The 16,228-nt window shown below is 61.1% G+C and carries 18 protein-coding genes; 7 read left to right on the top strand and 11 right to left on the bottom strand.

The window, feature by feature from the left end; all coding sequences use genetic code 11:
- Positions 1-191: 191 nt before the first annotated feature.
- From IM737_RS16705 to IM737_RS16695, 3 genes are all read right to left on the bottom strand, one after another.
- Positions 192-1,238: an HD domain-containing phosphohydrolase gene (locus tag IM737_RS16705; protein WP_236895849.1), complete on the bottom strand. Its 1,047-nt coding sequence runs from the start codon at positions 1,236-1,238 to the stop codon at positions 192-194.
- A gap of 991 nt (positions 1,239-2,229) precedes the next feature.
- A complete protein-coding gene (gene trxC, locus IM737_RS16700; RefSeq protein WP_236895847.1) occupies positions 2,230-2,649 on the bottom strand; it encodes a thioredoxin TrxC in 420 nt (139 codons plus the stop codon).
- Complete coding sequence (locus IM737_RS16695; protein ID WP_236895845.1) at positions 2,646-3,941, bottom strand: NAD(P)/FAD-dependent oxidoreductase; 1,296 nt, start codon at positions 3,939-3,941, stop codon at positions 2,646-2,648. The genes trxC and IM737_RS16695 overlap by 4 nt, the downstream gene beginning before the upstream one ends.
- 223 nt (positions 3,942-4,164) lie before the next feature.
- On the opposite strand from IM737_RS16695, the gene IM737_RS16690 reads away from it, so the two are divergent.
- The 3 genes from IM737_RS16690 to IM737_RS16680 all read left to right on the top strand — a co-directional run bounded on the left by IM737_RS16690 (position 4,165) and on the right by IM737_RS16680 (position 6,379).
- Positions 4,165-4,386 (top strand): ArsR/SmtB family transcription factor, encoded by a 222-nt coding sequence (locus IM737_RS16690; RefSeq protein ID WP_236895843.1) that lies wholly within the window; start codon positions 4,165-4,167, stop codon positions 4,384-4,386.
- Positions 4,387-4,451: 65 nt separating this feature from the next.
- Positions 4,452-4,709 (top strand): hypothetical protein, encoded by a 258-nt coding sequence (locus IM737_RS16685; protein ID WP_236895841.1) that lies wholly within the window; start codon positions 4,452-4,454, stop codon positions 4,707-4,709.
- Between the two features lie 164 nt (positions 4,710-4,873).
- Positions 4,874-6,379: an acetyl-CoA hydrolase/transferase family protein gene (locus IM737_RS16680; protein WP_236895833.1), complete on the top strand. Its 1,506-nt coding sequence runs from the start codon at positions 4,874-4,876 to the stop codon at positions 6,377-6,379.
- A 30-nt stretch (positions 6,380-6,409) separates the two neighbouring features.
- Here IM737_RS16680 and IM737_RS16675 read toward each other — a convergent pair whose 3' ends face one another.
- From IM737_RS16675 to IM737_RS16660, 5 genes are all read right to left on the bottom strand, one after another.
- The gene (locus tag IM737_RS16675; RefSeq protein WP_236899951.1) at positions 6,410-6,823 is read right to left on the bottom strand and encodes an OsmC family protein; all 414 of its coding nucleotides are present in this window, start codon (positions 6,821-6,823) and stop codon (positions 6,410-6,412) included.
- Between the two features lie 54 nt (positions 6,824-6,877).
- Positions 6,878-7,012, bottom strand: coding sequence for a hypothetical protein (locus tag IM737_RS20980; protein WP_272906536.1), 135 nt, complete (start codon positions 7,010-7,012; stop codon positions 6,878-6,880).
- A 307-nt stretch (positions 7,013-7,319) separates the two neighbouring features.
- Positions 7,320-7,697 carry a hypothetical protein gene (locus IM737_RS16670; RefSeq protein WP_236895831.1) on the bottom strand — a complete coding sequence of 126 codons (378 nt, stop codon included), beginning with the start codon at positions 7,695-7,697 and terminating at the stop codon, positions 7,320-7,322.
- 13 nt (positions 7,698-7,710) lie between these two features.
- The gene (locus tag IM737_RS16665) at positions 7,711-8,466 is read right to left on the bottom strand and encodes an SDR family NAD(P)-dependent oxidoreductase (protein WP_236895829.1); all 756 of its coding nucleotides are present in this window, start codon (positions 8,464-8,466) and stop codon (positions 7,711-7,713) included.
- A gap of 29 nt (positions 8,467-8,495) precedes the next feature.
- Positions 8,496-8,660, bottom strand: coding sequence for a hypothetical protein (locus IM737_RS16660; RefSeq protein ID WP_236895827.1), 165 nt, complete (start codon positions 8,658-8,660; stop codon positions 8,496-8,498).
- Between the two features lie 185 nt (positions 8,661-8,845).
- On the opposite strand from IM737_RS16660, the gene IM737_RS16655 reads away from it, so the two are divergent.
- The 3 genes from IM737_RS16655 to IM737_RS16645 all read left to right on the top strand — a co-directional run bounded on the left by IM737_RS16655 (position 8,846) and on the right by IM737_RS16645 (position 11,502).
- Positions 8,846-9,664, top strand: coding sequence for a universal stress protein (locus IM737_RS16655; protein WP_236895825.1), 819 nt, complete (start codon positions 8,846-8,848; stop codon positions 9,662-9,664).
- Between the two features lie 110 nt (positions 9,665-9,774).
- Positions 9,775-10,419: a DUF4389 domain-containing protein gene (locus tag IM737_RS16650; protein ID WP_236895822.1), complete on the top strand. Its 645-nt coding sequence runs from the start codon at positions 9,775-9,777 to the stop codon at positions 10,417-10,419.
- 216 nt (positions 10,420-10,635) lie between these two features.
- Positions 10,636-11,502: a type II CAAX endopeptidase family protein gene (locus IM737_RS16645; protein ID WP_236895820.1), complete on the top strand. Its 867-nt coding sequence runs from the start codon at positions 10,636-10,638 to the stop codon at positions 11,500-11,502.
- Between the two features lie 424 nt (positions 11,503-11,926).
- Here the strand turns inward: IM737_RS16645 and IM737_RS16635 are convergent, their stop codons facing one another.
- Both IM737_RS16635 and IM737_RS16630 read right to left on the bottom strand, forming a co-directional pair.
- Entirely contained in the window at positions 11,927-12,853 is a 927-nt protein-coding gene (locus IM737_RS16635) for a hypothetical protein (protein WP_236895818.1), read from the bottom strand.
- Positions 12,843-13,232 carry a hypothetical protein gene (locus IM737_RS16630; RefSeq protein WP_236895816.1) on the bottom strand — a complete coding sequence of 130 codons (390 nt, stop codon included), beginning with the start codon at positions 13,230-13,232 and terminating at the stop codon, positions 12,843-12,845. Before IM737_RS16630 ends, IM737_RS16635 begins: the two co-directional genes overlap by 11 nt.
- Positions 13,233-13,534: 302 nt before the next feature.
- Between IM737_RS16630 and IM737_RS16625 the strand changes: the two genes are divergently transcribed.
- The gene (locus IM737_RS16625; protein WP_236895815.1) at positions 13,535-14,512 is read left to right on the top strand and encodes an alpha/beta fold hydrolase; all 978 of its coding nucleotides are present in this window, start codon (positions 13,535-13,537) and stop codon (positions 14,510-14,512) included.
- A gap of 396 nt (positions 14,513-14,908) precedes the next feature.
- Here IM737_RS16625 and IM737_RS16620 read toward each other — a convergent pair whose 3' ends face one another.
- Positions 14,909-15,688 carry a GNAT family N-acetyltransferase gene (locus tag IM737_RS16620; protein WP_236895813.1) on the bottom strand — a complete coding sequence of 260 codons (780 nt, stop codon included), beginning with the start codon at positions 15,686-15,688 and terminating at the stop codon, positions 14,909-14,911.
- Between the last annotated feature and the right edge of the window lie 540 nt (positions 15,689-16,228).

Raw genomic sequence — 16,228 nt, 5'->3', positions numbered from 1 at the left:
CAAGGCATGCGAGTCTTCGATTCGAAATCGAGAATCATCGCGTGAGTAAATCGATCTCTATACTTTGGCCCATGAGGCCGAGCAGCGCCGCCGAAAACACATTCGCTCTCGGATTGCTTTGGATAGAGGTGCACAATAGGTCAGCAAAGCTGACTCTTGCCAAGCGTCTCGCGACGAAGCGGGATGGTTGGTTAGCTGGCGACGCGCAGGGTGGCATCGCCCCGCATGATGGCTTCGATCTCCGCCCACTTGGTGGAGAAGGCCGAAACGCAGGCAGGGTCGAAATGGGTGCCGCTGCAGGCGAGTATCTCGGCGTAGGCTTTCTCGATCGGCCATGCCTTCTTGTAGGGCCGCTCGGAACATAGTGCGTCGAAAACGTCGGCAATGGCGACCACACGCGCCTCAACGGGAATATCGGTGCCTGACAGGCGATCGGGATATCCGGCGCCGTCCCAGCGTTCGTGGTGGCTCTGGGCGATCAGTTCGGCCGTCTTGATCAGCTCGGACGTGCCACTCTCGAGAATGCGTGCTCCGATGGTGACATGCTCGCGCATGATGGCGACTTCTTCCAGCGTCAGCTTGCCCGGTTTGCCCAGGATGGCATCGGCGATGGCGATCTTGCCGATATCGTGCAGCGGTGCCGCCAGATAGATGATGCGGCAACGCTCCGGGCTGAGCCCGATGCCGCTGGCGATCAACTGGCTGATCTGGGCCACGCGCGACACATGCTCGCCGGTATCACCGTCGCGATATTCGATGGCACGGGCCAGCCGCCAGATAATCTCTTCTTCGCGTGCCAGCAGGTGCGCCGTTGCCAGCTCGACCTCACGCGCCAACCAGCTTGCCCGGTCTGCCAATTCGACCTGGGCAGCGCGCAGCGTCAGCAGGTTGGCCACGCGGGCCTGCAACTCGGTGGGGTCGAAGGGCTTGTTGACGAAGTCGGTCGCGCCGGCGCGGATCGCCTCGATACGCGTGTTTCGATCGATGTCAGACGTGACCATGATAATGGGCACGGTCCGGTAGTTTTCGCGGGCGCGCAGGGCGGCAGTGAATTGCACGCCATCCATACCGGGCATGATGTGATCGACCAGCACCAGATCGTATTGCGTGCTTTCGCTATGCTCCAACGCTTCGCGCGGATCCAGGCAGCTGTCGATCTGGGCATTGGTGGCCGCGCCGACGATCGTGCCGATCATGGCAAGGCTCGATCGGCTGTCGTCGACAATAAGCACGCGCATGTCCGCCCCCGGCAATGCTGCCAACATAGGACGAGAGCTATTATGCGACTGTTAATTGGGTTCTACCCGCAGCGCAGTCCGAGGCGCACCGCCACCAAATATCGATCCCGCGAGTTGCAAGGCAACGAGGCCCTGCGCATCAAGCCAAAAGCGGGTCGTGCGCAGCAGCCCCGTCTGCCACTTGGCGCATCAGCGAGCATGTGCTTGAGGAACTACAGCCGCCAGTCCGCGACATCTGCCGGTGTAAGGCGCACCCGACACGATTCGAACGTGTGGCCTCTGCCTTCGGAGGGCGCTATATTGCTTTCGCTAGGGTGCGCTGATGTTCTAGATATCTCTAATAAACCAATATGATAGTGCTGCTTGAGCCGCCGATCGTATCCGGTTTTGCCTTTGAGCTTGATCCCATTTGGTTGCACTATGGTTGCAACGTGGAGAATCCCAGAGACGAAACCGCCGATGCCCAGGCTTACCAACGCGCCATAGAGAGCTTTCCGTCGGATGGCACCAGGACAGGAACCGCGTTGGCGACCACATCGCCGCGCTGATGCGGGGCGAGGCACCCTCTGCGCAAGTAATCCAGTTTCGTCCCAGAGGCAGGAGCGTGGCAAAGGGCGTGAGGATGTGACGGTCAAGGCTTGCGGCCCTGACCGAGGCGCTGATCTTTGGGTCCGGTCGGCCGGTGATGTTTGTCCCCGAGATAGCTCTTCTTAGGCACGACATGTCCAACGTCGCCATCGCCTGGGACCGAGGGCGTAGCGCCAACCGCGCCGTGTTCGACTCCATGCCTATTTTGGCAAAGGCGCGTGAGGCGACGTGATCACCGCTTCCAGCGAAAGCCCAAGGCGGGGTCGTCGGTGAAGGGCTCATGGACTACCCCAGACGTCACGGAACTGGAGGCGATCACCTTGAAATTCCCGCGCAAAACAAAGACTTGGGAGTGGCCATCCAGGAAGCCGCTGCGTAGCCGATGAAATTGCTGGCCAGCGTATTACTTACTGGCCCATGCTAGGATGTCGTTGCTCGTCATTGCGCCAGAGGTTCGTGCGACCTCCCTGCCTTCCTTGAACAGGATCATGGTGGGGATGCTCCGAATACCAAGCCGTGCGGAGAGCGCTGGACTTTCGTCGGAGTTGAGCTTGACCATGCGAAGCTTGGGTTCAGCCTGTTTTGCCGCTGCCTCGAACTGCGGTCCCATGACCTTGCAAGGTCCGCACCACGGCGCCCAGACGTCCACGAGGACGGGTATGTCAGAATTGGCGATCTGCTTTTCGAGGACCGCCGCCGAAACGTTGGCGGGCTGCCCGTCGAACAGCGGACGTCCGCACTTGCCGCATTTGCCGGATGCTAGGTCGCGGCCTTCGGCAATCCGGTTTGTTGCCCCACAATGCGAACAGACGACGTATGTCATGTCCCGGTCTTGTCCTGCTTGACAGCCCTGAGCTTGTCGATGCCGAGGACCTGCAGGGCAAGTTTTTCATAGAATGGCTCTGCAGTGCCAGAGCGGATCTTGTGCAGGAAATACTTCTCGAACCCGACCTTGGCGGCATGGACCCACTTGCCTGAACTCGACCAGTTGACGTTGCGGGGCGGGATCTGCGGCTGTGCCACGAAGGCCACGCCTCCGTCGCCGAAATCGGCAAGGCACACCGCGTTCCAGGTCGGAATAGCCTTCGGCTCCTTGCCGGCGATCAGGCTGGCGATGTTCTGCGCCGTTGCAGTGACCATCGATTCAATCATGAAGCCGGTTTTGGGCACACCGACCGGCACTGGTGTCTTGCCCACCGGCGGGATGGCGACGCAGACGCCGATGGAGAACACGTCCTTGAAGGTGGGATTGCGCTGATACTGATCGGCCAGGATGAAACCGCGTGGATTGGTCAGGCCCTCGATGCCGTGCACTGCGGGCACGCCGCGAAAGGCCGGCAACATCATCGTGTAGACGAACGCGATCTCATGGGACCGCCGCACCGACCCATCGTCGGCGATTTCGCTGACGAATGCCTTGCTTTCCTCGAACTTGTCCACCTTGGCATTGGTGATAAAGCGGATATGGCGCTGCCGCATTTCGCTCTCAAGCAGGCCCTTGGTGTCACCCACGCCATCGAGGCCAAGATGCCCGATATAGGGCTCGGCGGTCACGAAGGTCATCGGAACCCTATCGCGTACCTTTGCGTCGCGCAGGGCCTTGTCGAGGATGAAGGCGAACTCATAGGCCGGGCCGTAGCAGGAGGCGCCCTGGACGGCGCCGACAATGACGGGGCCGGGATTTGCGACCAGTCGTTTGAACTCATCCTTGGCTCCAAGTGCGTGATCGACGTGGCAGATCGACTGTGTCGCCGCGTCTGGGCCAAAGCCCGGGATTTCATCGAAGGCGAGTTCGGGCCCCGTGGCGATGACGAGGTAGTCGTAGTCGAGGTCCTTACCGTCGGACAGTCTGACCCGCTTCTCTGCGGGATGTACGCGCTCGGCGCCCTGGGGGAAGAATTCGATGTTCCGCCGTTCAAACACGTCGGTCAGATCGACCTCGATGTCATCGCGGTCGCGCCAGCCAACGGCAACCCATGGATTGGACGGGACGAAGTTGAACTTGGTCCCTTTGTTGACCACCGAAACCCTGTGATTGGCGCCGAGCGCTTCGCGCAGCTCGTAGGCCATGATTGTGCCGCCAAGACCGGCACCCAGAACGACGACGTGAGCCATTTTCTCCTCCATGCCACACCTTATCACGGGCGGGTGTCGCGCGTTTTGATCTAGATCAGCACGCCGAGATGCTCGCGGCCGCCACCCGCGGGCCTTGCCAGGCGGCGCTCGGCGATGGCCAGCATGGCCTGGTGGTGGCTGAGGTGCATCTGACCACCGAGATGCGCGAGGAAAGCTGTGTGTCGGCCAGCCGGTCCATGACGGCGTCTTTCACCTCAGACAGGTGCAGACGAACCCCGAGATCGCACAAGCGCTGATGGATGTGACCGAGCTGGGCGACAAGTTCGGGCTGGGGCTATCTCCCCTGTCACAGCACCTGTCCAAGCTCTGCGCCTGGGACTTCGTCAAGACCAGGTGCGATGGCCAGCAGGTTCACTACAGCTTGGCCTCTGATGCCGTAAAACAGGTGCTGACGACGCTCTACGGCATATACTGTGCCGACTGAGAACTGCCCTGCCGACGCGCGCCCGACGCGCCGGAACAAGGGCGAACACGCGGCATGCACGACGTTTGACGACCGAGACCAAGGTGACGCAGCATGGCCGCACCTATGATGGGGCCCCCCTCGCGCTCGAAAGCCACGAAGCTCTCATTCCGGCGATGATCGACTTCGGTCATCGCAACCAGCCGGTTATGCCCGACTTCCTTGACGCTGGTGAGGAACCGGAACCTCAGGTCCTCAGGCGTGACATGTTCGAAGAACGCGGGCCGTCTCCTCATCCGGCCGGGCCGGGCGCACGTGAAATGTTAAGCCGCTCTGCGTGGTGAGTTTTTCTGTCCGGTGGGTCATCGCAGTCTCCGTCCTATGATCTGCTTTCGCTTGGCTTGACGAGCACTCTAACCCATGCCCACCGCCCCCCTTTTTGAGCGGGATCAACTCGTCGGCGGATGACGCGCATACGATGAGCCAATCAACCGATTGGATGCACCACATGCTGGACCAACGTATTCGCCTGTTTCCACTGATGGAGCGCATCATGTCCGCCGATCAGGCGGCCGGTCTTATCAAGGACGGCATGACGATCGGCATGAGTGGCTTTACCCGCGCCGGGGATGCCAAGGCACTGCCGCTGGCCATGGCCCGTCGCGCCAGGACAGATCCATTCAAGATCACCCTGGTGACTGGTGCTTCGCTCGGGAAGGACGTGGATCGTGTGCTGACGGAGGCCCATATCCTGGAGAGAAGGATGCCCTTCCAGTCCGATCCAACCCTGCGGGCGGCCATCAACCGCGGCGAAGTCATGTTCATCGACCAGCACCTTTCCGAAACCGTCGAACACCTGCGCTCCGGCGAAATGGGCAAGATGGACTACGCGATCATCGAGGCGACGGCGATTACCGAGGATGGTGGCATCGTGCCAACCACATCTGTGGGCAATTCGGCGAGCTTTGCCGCCTTGGCCACCAATCTGATCATCGAGATCAACCTCAGTCAGCCTCTGGCCCTCGAGGGCTTGCACGACATCTATCTGCCGACCAGGCGGCCGATGCGCGAAGCCATTCCTGTCATGTCCTGCGACAGCCGGATCGGGTTGCCCGACATGCGGATCGACCCCGCCAAAATCGCAGCGATCGTGATCACCGACCAGTCCGACAGCGCTGCCGCATTGGAGGCGCAGGGTGTAGAATCCACTGCGATCGCTCAGCACCTCATAGCGTTCTTCGTCCGTGAAGTTGCCAAGGGTCGGCTGGATCTGAGCATCAATCCGCTTCAGGCCGGCATAGGCAACATCGCAAACGCCGTATTGGCAGGCCTGGCCTCCGGGCCGTTCGATCACCTGAAAATGTATAGCGAGGTGCTGCAGGACAGCACATTCGCACTCCTGGATTCCGGCAGGCTCGTGTTTGCCTCGGGCTCGTCCATCACCTTGAGCGAGGACTATGCCGCGCGGGTGTTCCAGAATGTGGCACTATACAAGGACCGGCTGGTGCTGCGTCCCCAGGAGATCAGCAACCACCCGGAGGTCATCCGGCGTCTTGGGATCGTTGCCATCAATACTGCACTCGAATTCGACATCTATGGAAACGTCAATTCGACCCACATCAACGGCACACATATGATGAACGGCATCGGCGGCTCCGGGGACTTCGCGCGCAATGCCTACCTGTCCATCTTCGTAGCCCGTTCTCTGGTCAAGGACGGTGCGATCTCTTCGGTGGTTCCGATGGTCTCCCATGTCGATCATACCGAGCATGACGTCGATATCCTGGTCACGGAGAATGGATTGGCGGATTTGCGGGGGTTGGCGCCACGCGAGCGAGCACCTGCGATCATCCAGAACTGCGCGCATCCACATTACAGAAAGCAGTTGACCGTCTATTTCGAGCGGGCCGCCAGCAAGGGTGGGCATACACCGCACGCGCTGGAAGAAGCGCTATCCTGGCACGTCAAAGCAAGAGACAAGGGCACCATGCTCGACGGTTCAGGCACAGTGTAATCGCAGCCTGCTGCCTCTGTGGGTCCGCAATCAGGCATCCCGCGAGCTCCGCATGATGCTCCCATCCAGCGCAACGGCTCCCGCCAGCGTATTCGAGATCGTGCCGTACTTCCGAATGTTGGTGTGCAGGAGCGCGATGCGACGATCGCTTTCGTCGGTGTCGACCGTCACTAGGTAGTCAATAGCGGTGATCCGGGGTGGAGAGTCGCTGCGGACAGCATGCAACCTGACGCTCATTGCGCGAAGCTCGAATCCCAGCATTGGAATGGCCCGCTCCGCGCTCTTGATGATGCAGGCGGCCAGCGAAGCCAGGAGCATTTTAGCCGAGTTGAACGCATCCGCTCGACCTGTCAGCGACGTGTCAAGCGGAAGGCGCGCCTGCCTCACCAGCGCCATGCTGCCCGCCGAATCCATTCGCTGCGCATCAACCACATATTCGAGCATCGCCAAGTCGACCCTGCATAATTTGCCGCGTGGTCAAGTCACACGCTGTCCGTCTCAGGCTCTCACCAGCCACACGAGAATGAGACCGGAGACCGGGAAGTAGATCGTCTCCGAGATGAGCCCGGCCGCCGCCTCCGGCCAGGAGTAGCCGGGGGCAATGGCCTGGCCGAGCTCTCCAAGCGCAAACATCAACCACCAGACACCGACATAGAGCAGCCACTGGGTCCCGAATTACGTCCCGGCCGAGATAAAACAGAGCGACAAACGCCATGGCGGTACCGAGCTTTGAGACTGCGGTGCCCGCCAGGAACAGCGCCGGATTGCCACCCGGTGGCTGCAGCCCCGTCGCGGCAGACAGAGCTCCGTAGACCAGTATCGGGACCACGAAAAGCACGGCCCAGATAAGAGGGACGGCCAGCAAAGCACGGAGTTCCATCGCCATCTCCCGTCGATGATCGGCCTGTGTGTTCAGCTTTAGGAGTCACTTCTCAGATTGTTAATCGGGCTGCACGGAAGCGATCCGAAAGACATGCATCTTGCCGTCATCCTCGCGGATCGACACATACTCCCCCGGCACGAAGCGTTCCTCGGAAAGCCGGAAGCCCACCTCGTCATCGAGTGTGCTCGCATCGGAATAATCGAAGAGCCAGCGCCCACCGGGTCCGCGCAGGATACGACCGCGCGCGGGATCATCCCCGGGCCGCTTCCGCACCACACGGCACCACTCCGGCATGTCGCGATAACCCGACTGGTCGATATACCCGTCGTTCGTCAACGGCAGGTAGAGCCGGTAGGTGTGACCCGGGTCGCCCTCGGGGTGGCCGGGTTCGCGCGCCAGTTCGAGTTCGATGCGATAGAGCGTCGCTTTGGTCATCTGAGTCCTCCGGTCATTGAGCGGTGTAGCCGCCATCCACCAGGTGGTAGCTGCCGGTGATGAAGGAGGCGTCGTCCGAGAGCAGGAACGCCGTCAGCGTCGCTACTTCCGACGCTGTCCCGAGCCTGCCAACGGGATGCATGCCGGCAATCGCTGTCAGCGTGGCGGCGTCGAGATTTTTGGACAACAGCGGAGTGTCGATGAACCCCGGGCCAATGGAATTGATGCGGATGCCGTGCCGCGCATATTCGATTGCCGCGGTCTTGGTGAGGCCCACCATGCCATGCTTGGCCGCGACATAGGCCGGCGCATTGGCGAAGGCGACCGAGCCGAGTATGGATGCCATGTTGACGATGGCGCCCCCGCCCGATGCCTGGATCGCGGGTATCTGGTAGCGCATGCCATAGAAGACGCTGTCGAGATTGGTGGCCATGACCTTGCGCCAGCTTTCGAGCGGGTATTCACCCGTCGGCGCGCTTGCACCGGCAATTCCGGCATTGTTGACGGCCAGATGGAGCCCGCCATATTGCCTGCGCGTCGCGTCAACCATCGCCTCGACCTCTACGGCATCGGTCACATCGACCTCGATGGCTTTCGCCACTCCCCCTTGGGCCAATATGGATTCGGCGACCGAACTCGCGCCTTCGGCGTCGAGATCGGCGATCATCACCTTGGCTCCCGACGCCGCCAAAAGTTGAGCAACCGCAGCACCGATACCCGAGGCTGCGCCCGTGACGAGGGCAATCTTGTCCTTGAAGGAATAAGCCATGTTCATCTCTCCACTGCGAGGGCGGTTGATCAGCTCAGCGGCGCGGCAAAGTGGGCACCCATGAAGTAGGGCCAGACGAACAAGCCCAGCAGACCCATCCAGAAGTTGAGATGCAGATAGCCAATGCTGAACAGCCATCCGGCGAACCAAAAGGCGCCTAGCGAGGTGTGCTGAGTGATCTTGATGCGTTCCATTTCTGCTTCTCCCGACGGAATTGGCTCATTTGTCGACCGACGCCTTTTGTAGGCCGTTCACGAGCCTTGGTTTTGATCTGGCGCAAATGGTCCGGCGCGTCGCGAAAGAAGGACCGGATTGACGCACGTCAAAGATCGATGACGGCAAGCCCCTACGGTCAGCAGCACACATGGAGTGCGGCAAAATGGAAATCAGGAATATCGCTGTTATCGTCAACGCCGGCGCGGTCGATCCGGATCTGGTGGCTCTCGCAAGTGAGCTTGCCAGGCGTCACCATGCAGCATTGACGGGAATGGCAGCGGCCGAGCCGCCGCTCGTTGTCATGGGAATGGATGGCGGCGCCGTCGCAGCGTCAGTCTATGCCGAGCAACACGCCGAGATCGAAGCTACGCTCGCCGCGTCGGAGCAAAGCTTTGCAGCGATGGTGCCGCCTGGCATCAAGCACCGCTGGCTGCAGGCGGTACAGCGACCCGAAGTCGCGACCATCGGGTTTGCGCGGTCGGTCGACCTGATTGTTGTTGGCTCTTCTGACCAGCAAGCACCTCTCGGACAGGCAATCGACGTCAGTGCGGTGCTGCTCGGAGCCGGTCGCCCGGTTCTCGTTTCTGCCCACGGCGCGCGCAAACTCAAGGCAACCAAGATCCTCGTGGCGTGGAAGGACACCAAGGAGGCACGCCGGGCTGTCGTCGATGCATTGCCCTTCCTCAAGGTCGCCGACGATGTAGCCGTTGTGGTCGTGGACGAAGGCAATCTGGCTGTCGAGCGTGCGAGCATGCTCGACGTCGTGGCGTGGCTACAGTCTCACGATGTGAAGGCGCATGGCGACGTGCTTCCGGATATCGGCGGGGTCAGCCAAACCATAGTCCAGGCGGCTCAGAGTGCCGGCGCGGACCTCATCGTCAGCGGCGCCTACGGTCATAACCGGCTGCGGGAATGGATCTTTGGGGGCATGACCCGCGAGTTGCTGGCTACCCCAGGCATCAACCGGCTGTTCTCCAACTAGCTGGACGACTGGTTTGGGGACCCTGCCCCTCGATAGTTGATCCACGTCAATAGCCTGCGCTCCGATCCCGATAGGTTCGCCCAGGTCTTGCCTGGTGCATGAGGTTCCAAATGGTTACGGCTCCCTCCGCCTCATACGCGGCTCGTCTCGAAATCGACTATCCAGGACAGATGGATCGGCTGTCGACGTTCTTCCGACTGATCTGGGCCATCCCCATCCTGATGATCCTCGGGTTGCTGTCGGGCGCAGGCAGCACCCGCTACGTCACCGAGGCAGGAAAGGTGGTCGAGTCCAGTGCCGGAGGGATCACCGCCGGCCTGTTCGTGGCGACAGTGCTGATGATCCTCTTCCGGCAGCACTATCCCCGCTGGTGGTTCGATTTTGCCTTGGAACTGGGCCGCTTTGGTGCTCGCGTCATGGCATATCTGCTTCTGCTCACCGACCGCTATCCCTCGACCACGGAGGCGCAGTCTGTGCACCTTGAGGTCGCCTATCCCGACGTCGAACACGGCCTCAACCAGTGGCTGCCGCTTGTGAAATGGCTGCTCGTACTCCCTCACTGTGTGGTGCTCTTCGTGCTCGGTGTCGCGGTAGCGCTGGTCACCATCTTTGCCTGGTTCGCCATTCTGTTCACCGGCACTTACCCACGAGGGCTGTTCGACTTCGTGGTCGGTGTCGGTCGCTGGTCAACGCGCGTGTGGGCCTACGCCTTCTTGCTTGCAACTGACGTCTATCCGCCATTCAGCCTTCAGTGACATCCACCAGCCAGCGAGTCTCTTGGGACCGGCAGACGCCGGTTGGCAGTATTCGTCATTGTCCGTGTCGGTATCGCGGATCCCTGCGCCGCAGTCCACCAGTCTAGGATGGCGCATCGAGGCGCAGGCAACGCACGGGTCTCCCGCGCCTACACGGCTTCTTTTGACGGAGATCAAGTCAGTCTGCATTCTATACGCAATCAGCGGAGCTGCGGAATGGCCAACACAGTGAAGTCCCGTCTTGCTTCGTGGGCGGCGCGTGCCCCGGTCACCGCCTTTCTGGCCGGCTCCTTCCTTTGGGCATGGCTCCTGTGGGGCTACTGGATTCCAGCCATGCCGCCCGGCGGCCTGGAGATGTCGCCGATCTTTCTAGTCTCAGCCATCCTCGGGGGCTTTGCTCCCTCGCTGGTGGCCATCGCGGTCGCATGGACCCTGGCCGGCAGAGCCGGCATCGCCCAGTTGCTGGCGCCGCTCGTCCGCTGGCGCATCCACCCCGGCTGGTACGCGGTGGCTCTGCTGACAGCTCCTGCCGTCACCCTCATCATCGTCGCCATCCAGGCGATGGTCATTGGCGGCAACCGCTTTTCCGGTATCGGTGTTCCCATCCCCATCCTCCTGATCTGGCCGTTGATGGCCGGCCTCGGAGAAGAGATCGGCTGGCGCGGTTTCCTGCTCCCGCGCCTGCAGCCGCGCCTCGGCGTTCTTCCCGCAGCCCTTGTGATCGGCGCGATCTGGGGTCTCTGGCACCTTCCGGCCGACTACATCGCGCTCAAGGCCTATGGCGACTGGTTCATCCCAGCCTTCCTGGTCAACGGTCCCATTGTCCTGACCGCGCATGCCATCATCATGTCGTGGCTCTGGAACCGGACCGGAGGCAACCTGCTCCTTATCGTCCTCTATCACTTCACTATCACGGCATCCGCGATGGTCGTGCCCTCAGGCTTCACCGACGGCGCCAGGGGTGTGCTTGCTGCCGCGATTGGCGCTGGCTGTTTCTGGATCGTCGCGGTCGGCCTTGTAACGTGGCGTGGAAGCGACTTCACGCTTGTGGAATCGGCACCCCCTGCCAATTCATCGGCGTGAACGGCACCGGCATTGGCCGCGCGACGTCTTGAGCTCTCTGCCGCTATCGCCAGCACGGTGAAACTCGTGCCCACGACGAGGCCACGGATAGCCTTAGGCAATGATAAAGCACGAAGCGGAGCGCAAAACACCGTCATCGGCTCGACGCAACTCGGGAATTGATTGCCACCGAGGTTAGCCGTCTCCAGCTGTTCGGTTCCCTCGAACCTGGCGGAGTAGCGCCCCAATCATCCATTTCGACGGCGACTTCCTCGCAAAACGCTATAAGGGCGACCTCTGGTGCCGCAAGACCGACAAGCTACACGGGCGTGCCATCGTGCGCGGCGGTGCCGGCACGGCGGCCCAACGATCGTCTATTCGGTGGTATTCTCACTTATGCTTTGGAACTCGGCATCGTGGAGCAGAACCCTGTGCACGGCGTTCGCTAGTGCAAATAGGCTCGCAACACTCTCAGTGCCAGCAGCGTGTTCCATCTGCTGGGCTGTCCGGCCTTCTCCATAACAAAGTGCACCTGCCCCGGATGACCCGCGGCCAACGCCCAACGTCCATCCGGCCGTCTCTTGGAGACCACCTTGTCCAGCGCGTCCGACATGCGCTCGTCCCATGGAGTTCGTGTTGTCCTGAAGTAGTCGAGGGACCTGAGAACGTTGTATTTCCAGCGCGGCGGGAAGACGAAGCGAAGCATGTCTGGGCCGATGATCTCGCCGGTGCGGCGGGAGCGGAACAGCCGATGATCCAAGATGAAATCCCGTCCCGTCCGTGCGGCACTCTGCAACTCAGCCAGTCGGTACCGGTAGCCGTTCGCGGCGTATTCCTGGATTCCTTCGAGCACCGAGAGTGTCGAATGAAGGGAGCTGTGAGCGGCGCCAGGCCGAAGGCGCCAGCAGTTGAAGCCGCCGTCGGCCATGCGTTCGCCAAGGATGTAGTCGATAATCGAGCAGAGGCTCACTTCCGGTTCGCCGAAATAGCTGGCGTAGTTGAGGAACATGCCGTTGACGCAGACGTCGCTGAGCTTGATCGTCCGCGTCGGCCCGATGCCACCGTCGCCGATCTTCTCCTCGACAGCGATCTTGTGGACGCTCGCGCGCGCCAGCGCGTTATCGGGCGGCAGCCCCAGGGTTCTCAAGTCGAGCAAGGTGTAGTGAGAACTGGTCCACTTCGGCTGATAGAAGCGCTGCCCCCACGATCCGTCGGCGTTGCGACGGGCGAGAAACCCAGCACCCCATCCCTCCTCGGCGATGCGAGCCAGAAGCCTGGGATCATCCTCGCCAAGCAGGTCGCGCCGCACCTGGTACTGGATGGAGATGTCTCCACTCAGCAGCCAATCCAGTACAGACCTATCAATATCCATTTGCCACAGACGCGGGGCGACGGCTTTGGGCGAGCGATATCCTGGCGACGATTATGGGGAATGCCAGATATGTAAGAGCTATGTCGACGGCATAGTCGGGCAGCGTCATCTGAAAGACGACGAGGAATATCGGCAGATCGATGATCACTGAAATCGCTGCCCACGCAGAACCGAGCACCAATCCATGGAGAGGACCAACGGTTTTGACGTCCCTGAAGTAGGCAAGCGCCGCGACGACAGTGACTGTAACGCCAACAACCACAATGATGCTCTCGAACAGGGCCCGATTGGCCTCCCGGACGCCGAACAGCACGAAAGAAGTGGCAAAGGGCACTGCCCACAGAGCAATCCCATAGCCGATGACGCGTATCCAGTTCACAGCCTGCCTCCCGATCCTCCAAGACGGCTCAACATAGCGTCCGTGCGCCGCTTCCTTCTTGACTAGGATCAAAGCCTCGTGAATCGCTATCAGTCGCAGGCTCGTTGATATCGCTCAAAGCCGAGTGCGTTCGCGTGGCGTCAATTCCTCGGAGGATTGAAGCCGAAGTAGATCGCTGGATTGACCCACCTCCTCACCTGCCGCTTCCGCCGCTGATTTTGATTGCGATCAAGGACCCCTGCACTACTCCCGCTATGATCCCTCAAGCGCCTGCGATAGGCGTGCGAACTGGAAGGTGCGTCATGGTATCTCGCAGAGCGTTGATTGGCCTGGGTATCGCCAGCGGTGCGTTGGCCGCGACTGGAGGAGGAACAGCGCTCGCCTATTCCTCGGCCATCAGCAAAGCGCGGGTCGCCTGCGACCCAAGCCTCAGCACAATCATTCCAACGCGGTCCGGCGATCTAGAATACGCCGACGCCGGAAGCGGCACACCGCTGCTGATGGTCCACGGCACCGGAGGTGGCTTCGATCAGGGACTGTTTTTCACGCGGGAGCTCCTCGCCAAGGGATACCGCATCATTGCGCCATCTCGCTTTGGGTACCTTCGCTCCAGCCTTCCACCGGATCCCTCGAGCGCGAACCAAGCCGATGCCCTCGTGGAATTGCTCGACCACCTTCACATTGACAGGATCGCGGTCGCTGGTGGCTCCGCGGGTGCCCTTTCCGCTATCGAGTTCGCTATCCGCCATCCCGACCGCTGTGCGGCTCTCGTGCCGATCGTGCCTGCCAGCTTCACACCGGATAGCGAGGCGATTACCGCCGACAATCCACCCGAGGGCATTCCGGCGGCCATGGCGCTGCTCCGTTCCGACTTCTTGTTCTGGATTGGCACCGCCGTCGCTTCCGATCTCATGGTCGGAACGCTCCTTGCCACCGACCCGGCGCTGCTCAAGACCGTGAACGCTGCCGAGGTAGCGCGCGCCCGAGAAATACTTCGCGGCATCCTCCCGGTCAGCCGTCGCGCCGATGGTCTCATCAATGACGCGCAACTCGCCGGTCACCCGGCGCCATCAGCCCTGGAATCGATCACCGCGCCAACATTCGCCATCTCGGTTGAGGACGACCGCTTTGGCACCGCCAAGGCCGCCCGTCACATTGCGGCCACCGTGCCCAACGCTCAGCTAACCGTCTTTCCATCAGGAGGTCACATCTGGCTCGGTCACGACCACGAGTTGTTCGATCAGGTCGACGCCTTCCTCACCGAGATCGGTTACGCATAACTGCGGCAATTGCTCGATATGGCGGTCCGCGTCCCAATCTAGGGCATCCGCGCGGGAGCAGTCGAGGTTCTCGGCCGCCGAGTAGCCACACGACCATGCTGTTGCGCTGAGCTGAGGCCCATGCGATCGACTACTCCCGGCTCACTACGGCAGGTTCGGAGGGGCCGCCAGGCGTACTCGCAGCAGGTGCGCGCGCAGCCATCATGTGGATGGCAGCGGTCCATTGAGCAAGAAGGCGGCCCAGAACCGGCCGCATATCCTTCAGGGCGATGTAACGACTTACTCGGGGCCGCTCGCGGAGCGTCGGCTTCCGTACGCCGGCAAGCGAATAGCTGTCGGCACCAATCCCACCACTGGTTTCAGCGAAAGCGGCGAGGCCATAGCGCCATTCCCACGTCAGGCTGCCATGGCCTTTCCAACCACCTTGTCGAAGCGGCTATCCATGCACACGCTTATGTCGGTGGTGACGAAATGCGAATCCAGAAAGAGGCTGAATATCGTGGCAGGCGTCGGTGCTTCTTGCGCGGCCGATAGCGTGTCCAGCTTGTGCACCGTCAACGGTAGGCCCCGTTTGTGACAGGTCTCCTGGAGCGAGACTTCGATGTGATAATCCGTGAACGGGCATCGATTCGAGTAGTAGACCGTCACCCCTTTCGCATCGGCGTCCAGGCCATCGCGCGCGCTTTGCGCGAACTGAGGCATTTCCGCCGGCTCGCTTTCATCCAACGGCAGGGCCAGCAAGGAGAAACTGGAGTGCAAGGTGTCGACTTCTCTGAATCCCTGTTTGAGCAGCCACTGACCGTCACTCTGAAAGTGCATCTTCTTCTTGCCAGCGAGCGAGACCAAGCCAGCCCGGCCTTGGTCGCGCGCATCCTGCAGGGCATGGTTGAGCAGCGCCCTGCCGTGCCCATGACCTTTGAACTGGCCCGATACCCAAAAGCACCCCATCGCTAGCCAACCAGGCGCGCTGACCGGCATCCAGGCACTTTCAGCAGGACCGTATTCGATGAATGCTTTGCCGCGTTCGTCCAGGCGCCGAAAGCGATAACCGTGTGCATGCTGGTCCGAGAGCCACTGCTTCTTGGCGGCATACCCGTCCGCACACTTCTTGTCGGAGATCGCGCAACAGATATGCGATGTCGGCAAAGACTCTGGGGTCAGCGTTACATAGGGCATTGGCACTCCGGTTTGTTGAAGCCGCCGACGCATGGCTGCGCAGGCATCGATGTTGACACTCTGGCAGAATGGGACGCGCGGGCCTTGACCCAGGTCAACGAGTGAACAGGGTGCAATCCCAATTGGCTGGTCGGCCTTTGATCGCCCCGTCGCCGTCGCCTTATTTTGCGTCCGAGAGGGTGTTCTGTCCCGAAAGCACATCCTGCTCCAGTATCTCACGCATCCATTCGGGCTCCTCAAAAAGCGGACTGTGAGCAGAGTGTTCGAACGTGTAAGAACCCCTTCATGGGGGCCTCTAGCGTCTCCAGATAGCTTTTGGCCAAGCCATACGAGACGGTGTAATCGAAGATGCCGCTCATTGAAGTAGACGGGTATCTCCAGGGCCGGAACTTCTGCCGCGAGATCGGTCGCTAGAACTTGATTCCACATGTCGGTGGAGGGGGCCGACCACTTGCCGCGCCATATGTCGATCTTCTCGCCCAGCGTGTATGACCGGCTGAGTATCAAGGGCAGGAACACACCGGTCACCACCGACTTCAT

Origin of the sequence: Devosia sp. SL43, from assembly GCF_021729885.1 — a bacterium.
GTDB lineage: Bacteria > Pseudomonadota > Alphaproteobacteria > Rhizobiales > Devosiaceae > Devosia.
The sequence above is the reverse complement of the archived record's forward strand: the minus strand, read 5'-3'. Positions and strand labels throughout refer to the sequence as shown.

Coding starts and splice junctions, on each gene's coding strand:
- IM737_RS16650 (WP_236895822.1), top strand. CDS start 9,775: ATGGTTACGGCTCCCTCCGCCTCATACGCGGCTCGTCTCGAAATCGAC.
- IM737_RS16645 (WP_236895820.1), top strand. CDS start 10,636: ATGGCCAACACAGTGAAGTCCCGTCTTGCTTCGTGGGCGGCGCGTGCC.
- trxC (WP_236895847.1), bottom strand. CDS start 2,649: ATGACATACGTCGTCTGTTCGCATTGTGGGGCAACAAACCGGATTGCC.
- IM737_RS16680 (WP_236895833.1), top strand. CDS start 4,874: ATGCTGGACCAACGTATTCGCCTGTTTCCACTGATGGAGCGCATCATG.
- IM737_RS16665 (WP_236895829.1), bottom strand. CDS start 8,466: ATGGCTTATTCCTTCAAGGACAAGATTGCCCTCGTCACGGGCGCAGCC.
- IM737_RS16675 (WP_236899951.1), bottom strand. CDS start 6,823: ATGCTCGAATATGTGGTTGATGCGCAGCGAATGGATTCGGCGGGCAGC.
- IM737_RS16655 (WP_236895825.1), top strand. CDS start 8,846: ATGGAAATCAGGAATATCGCTGTTATCGTCAACGCCGGCGCGGTCGAT.
- IM737_RS16670 (WP_236895831.1), bottom strand. CDS start 7,697: ATGACCAAAGCGACGCTCTATCGCATCGAACTCGAACTGGCGCGCGAA.
- IM737_RS16625 (WP_236895815.1), top strand. CDS start 13,535: ATGGTATCTCGCAGAGCGTTGATTGGCCTGGGTATCGCCAGCGGTGCG.
- IM737_RS16660 (WP_236895827.1), bottom strand. CDS start 8,660: ATGGAACGCATCAAGATCACTCAGCACACCTCGCTAGGCGCCTTTTGG.
- IM737_RS16695 (WP_236895845.1), bottom strand. CDS start 3,941: ATGGCTCACGTCGTCGTTCTGGGTGCCGGTCTTGGCGGCACAATCATG.
- IM737_RS16620 (WP_236895813.1), bottom strand. CDS start 15,688: ATGCCCTATGTAACGCTGACCCCAGAGTCTTTGCCGACATCGCATATC.
- IM737_RS16635 (WP_236895818.1), bottom strand. CDS start 12,853: ATGGATATTGATAGGTCTGTACTGGATTGGCTGCTGAGTGGAGACATC.
- IM737_RS20980 (WP_272906536.1), bottom strand. CDS start 7,012: ATGTTTGCGCTTGGAGAGCTCGGCCAGGCCATTGCCCCCGGCTACTCC.
- IM737_RS16705 (WP_236895849.1), bottom strand. CDS start 1,238: ATGCGCGTGCTTATTGTCGACGACAGCCGATCGAGCCTTGCCATGATC.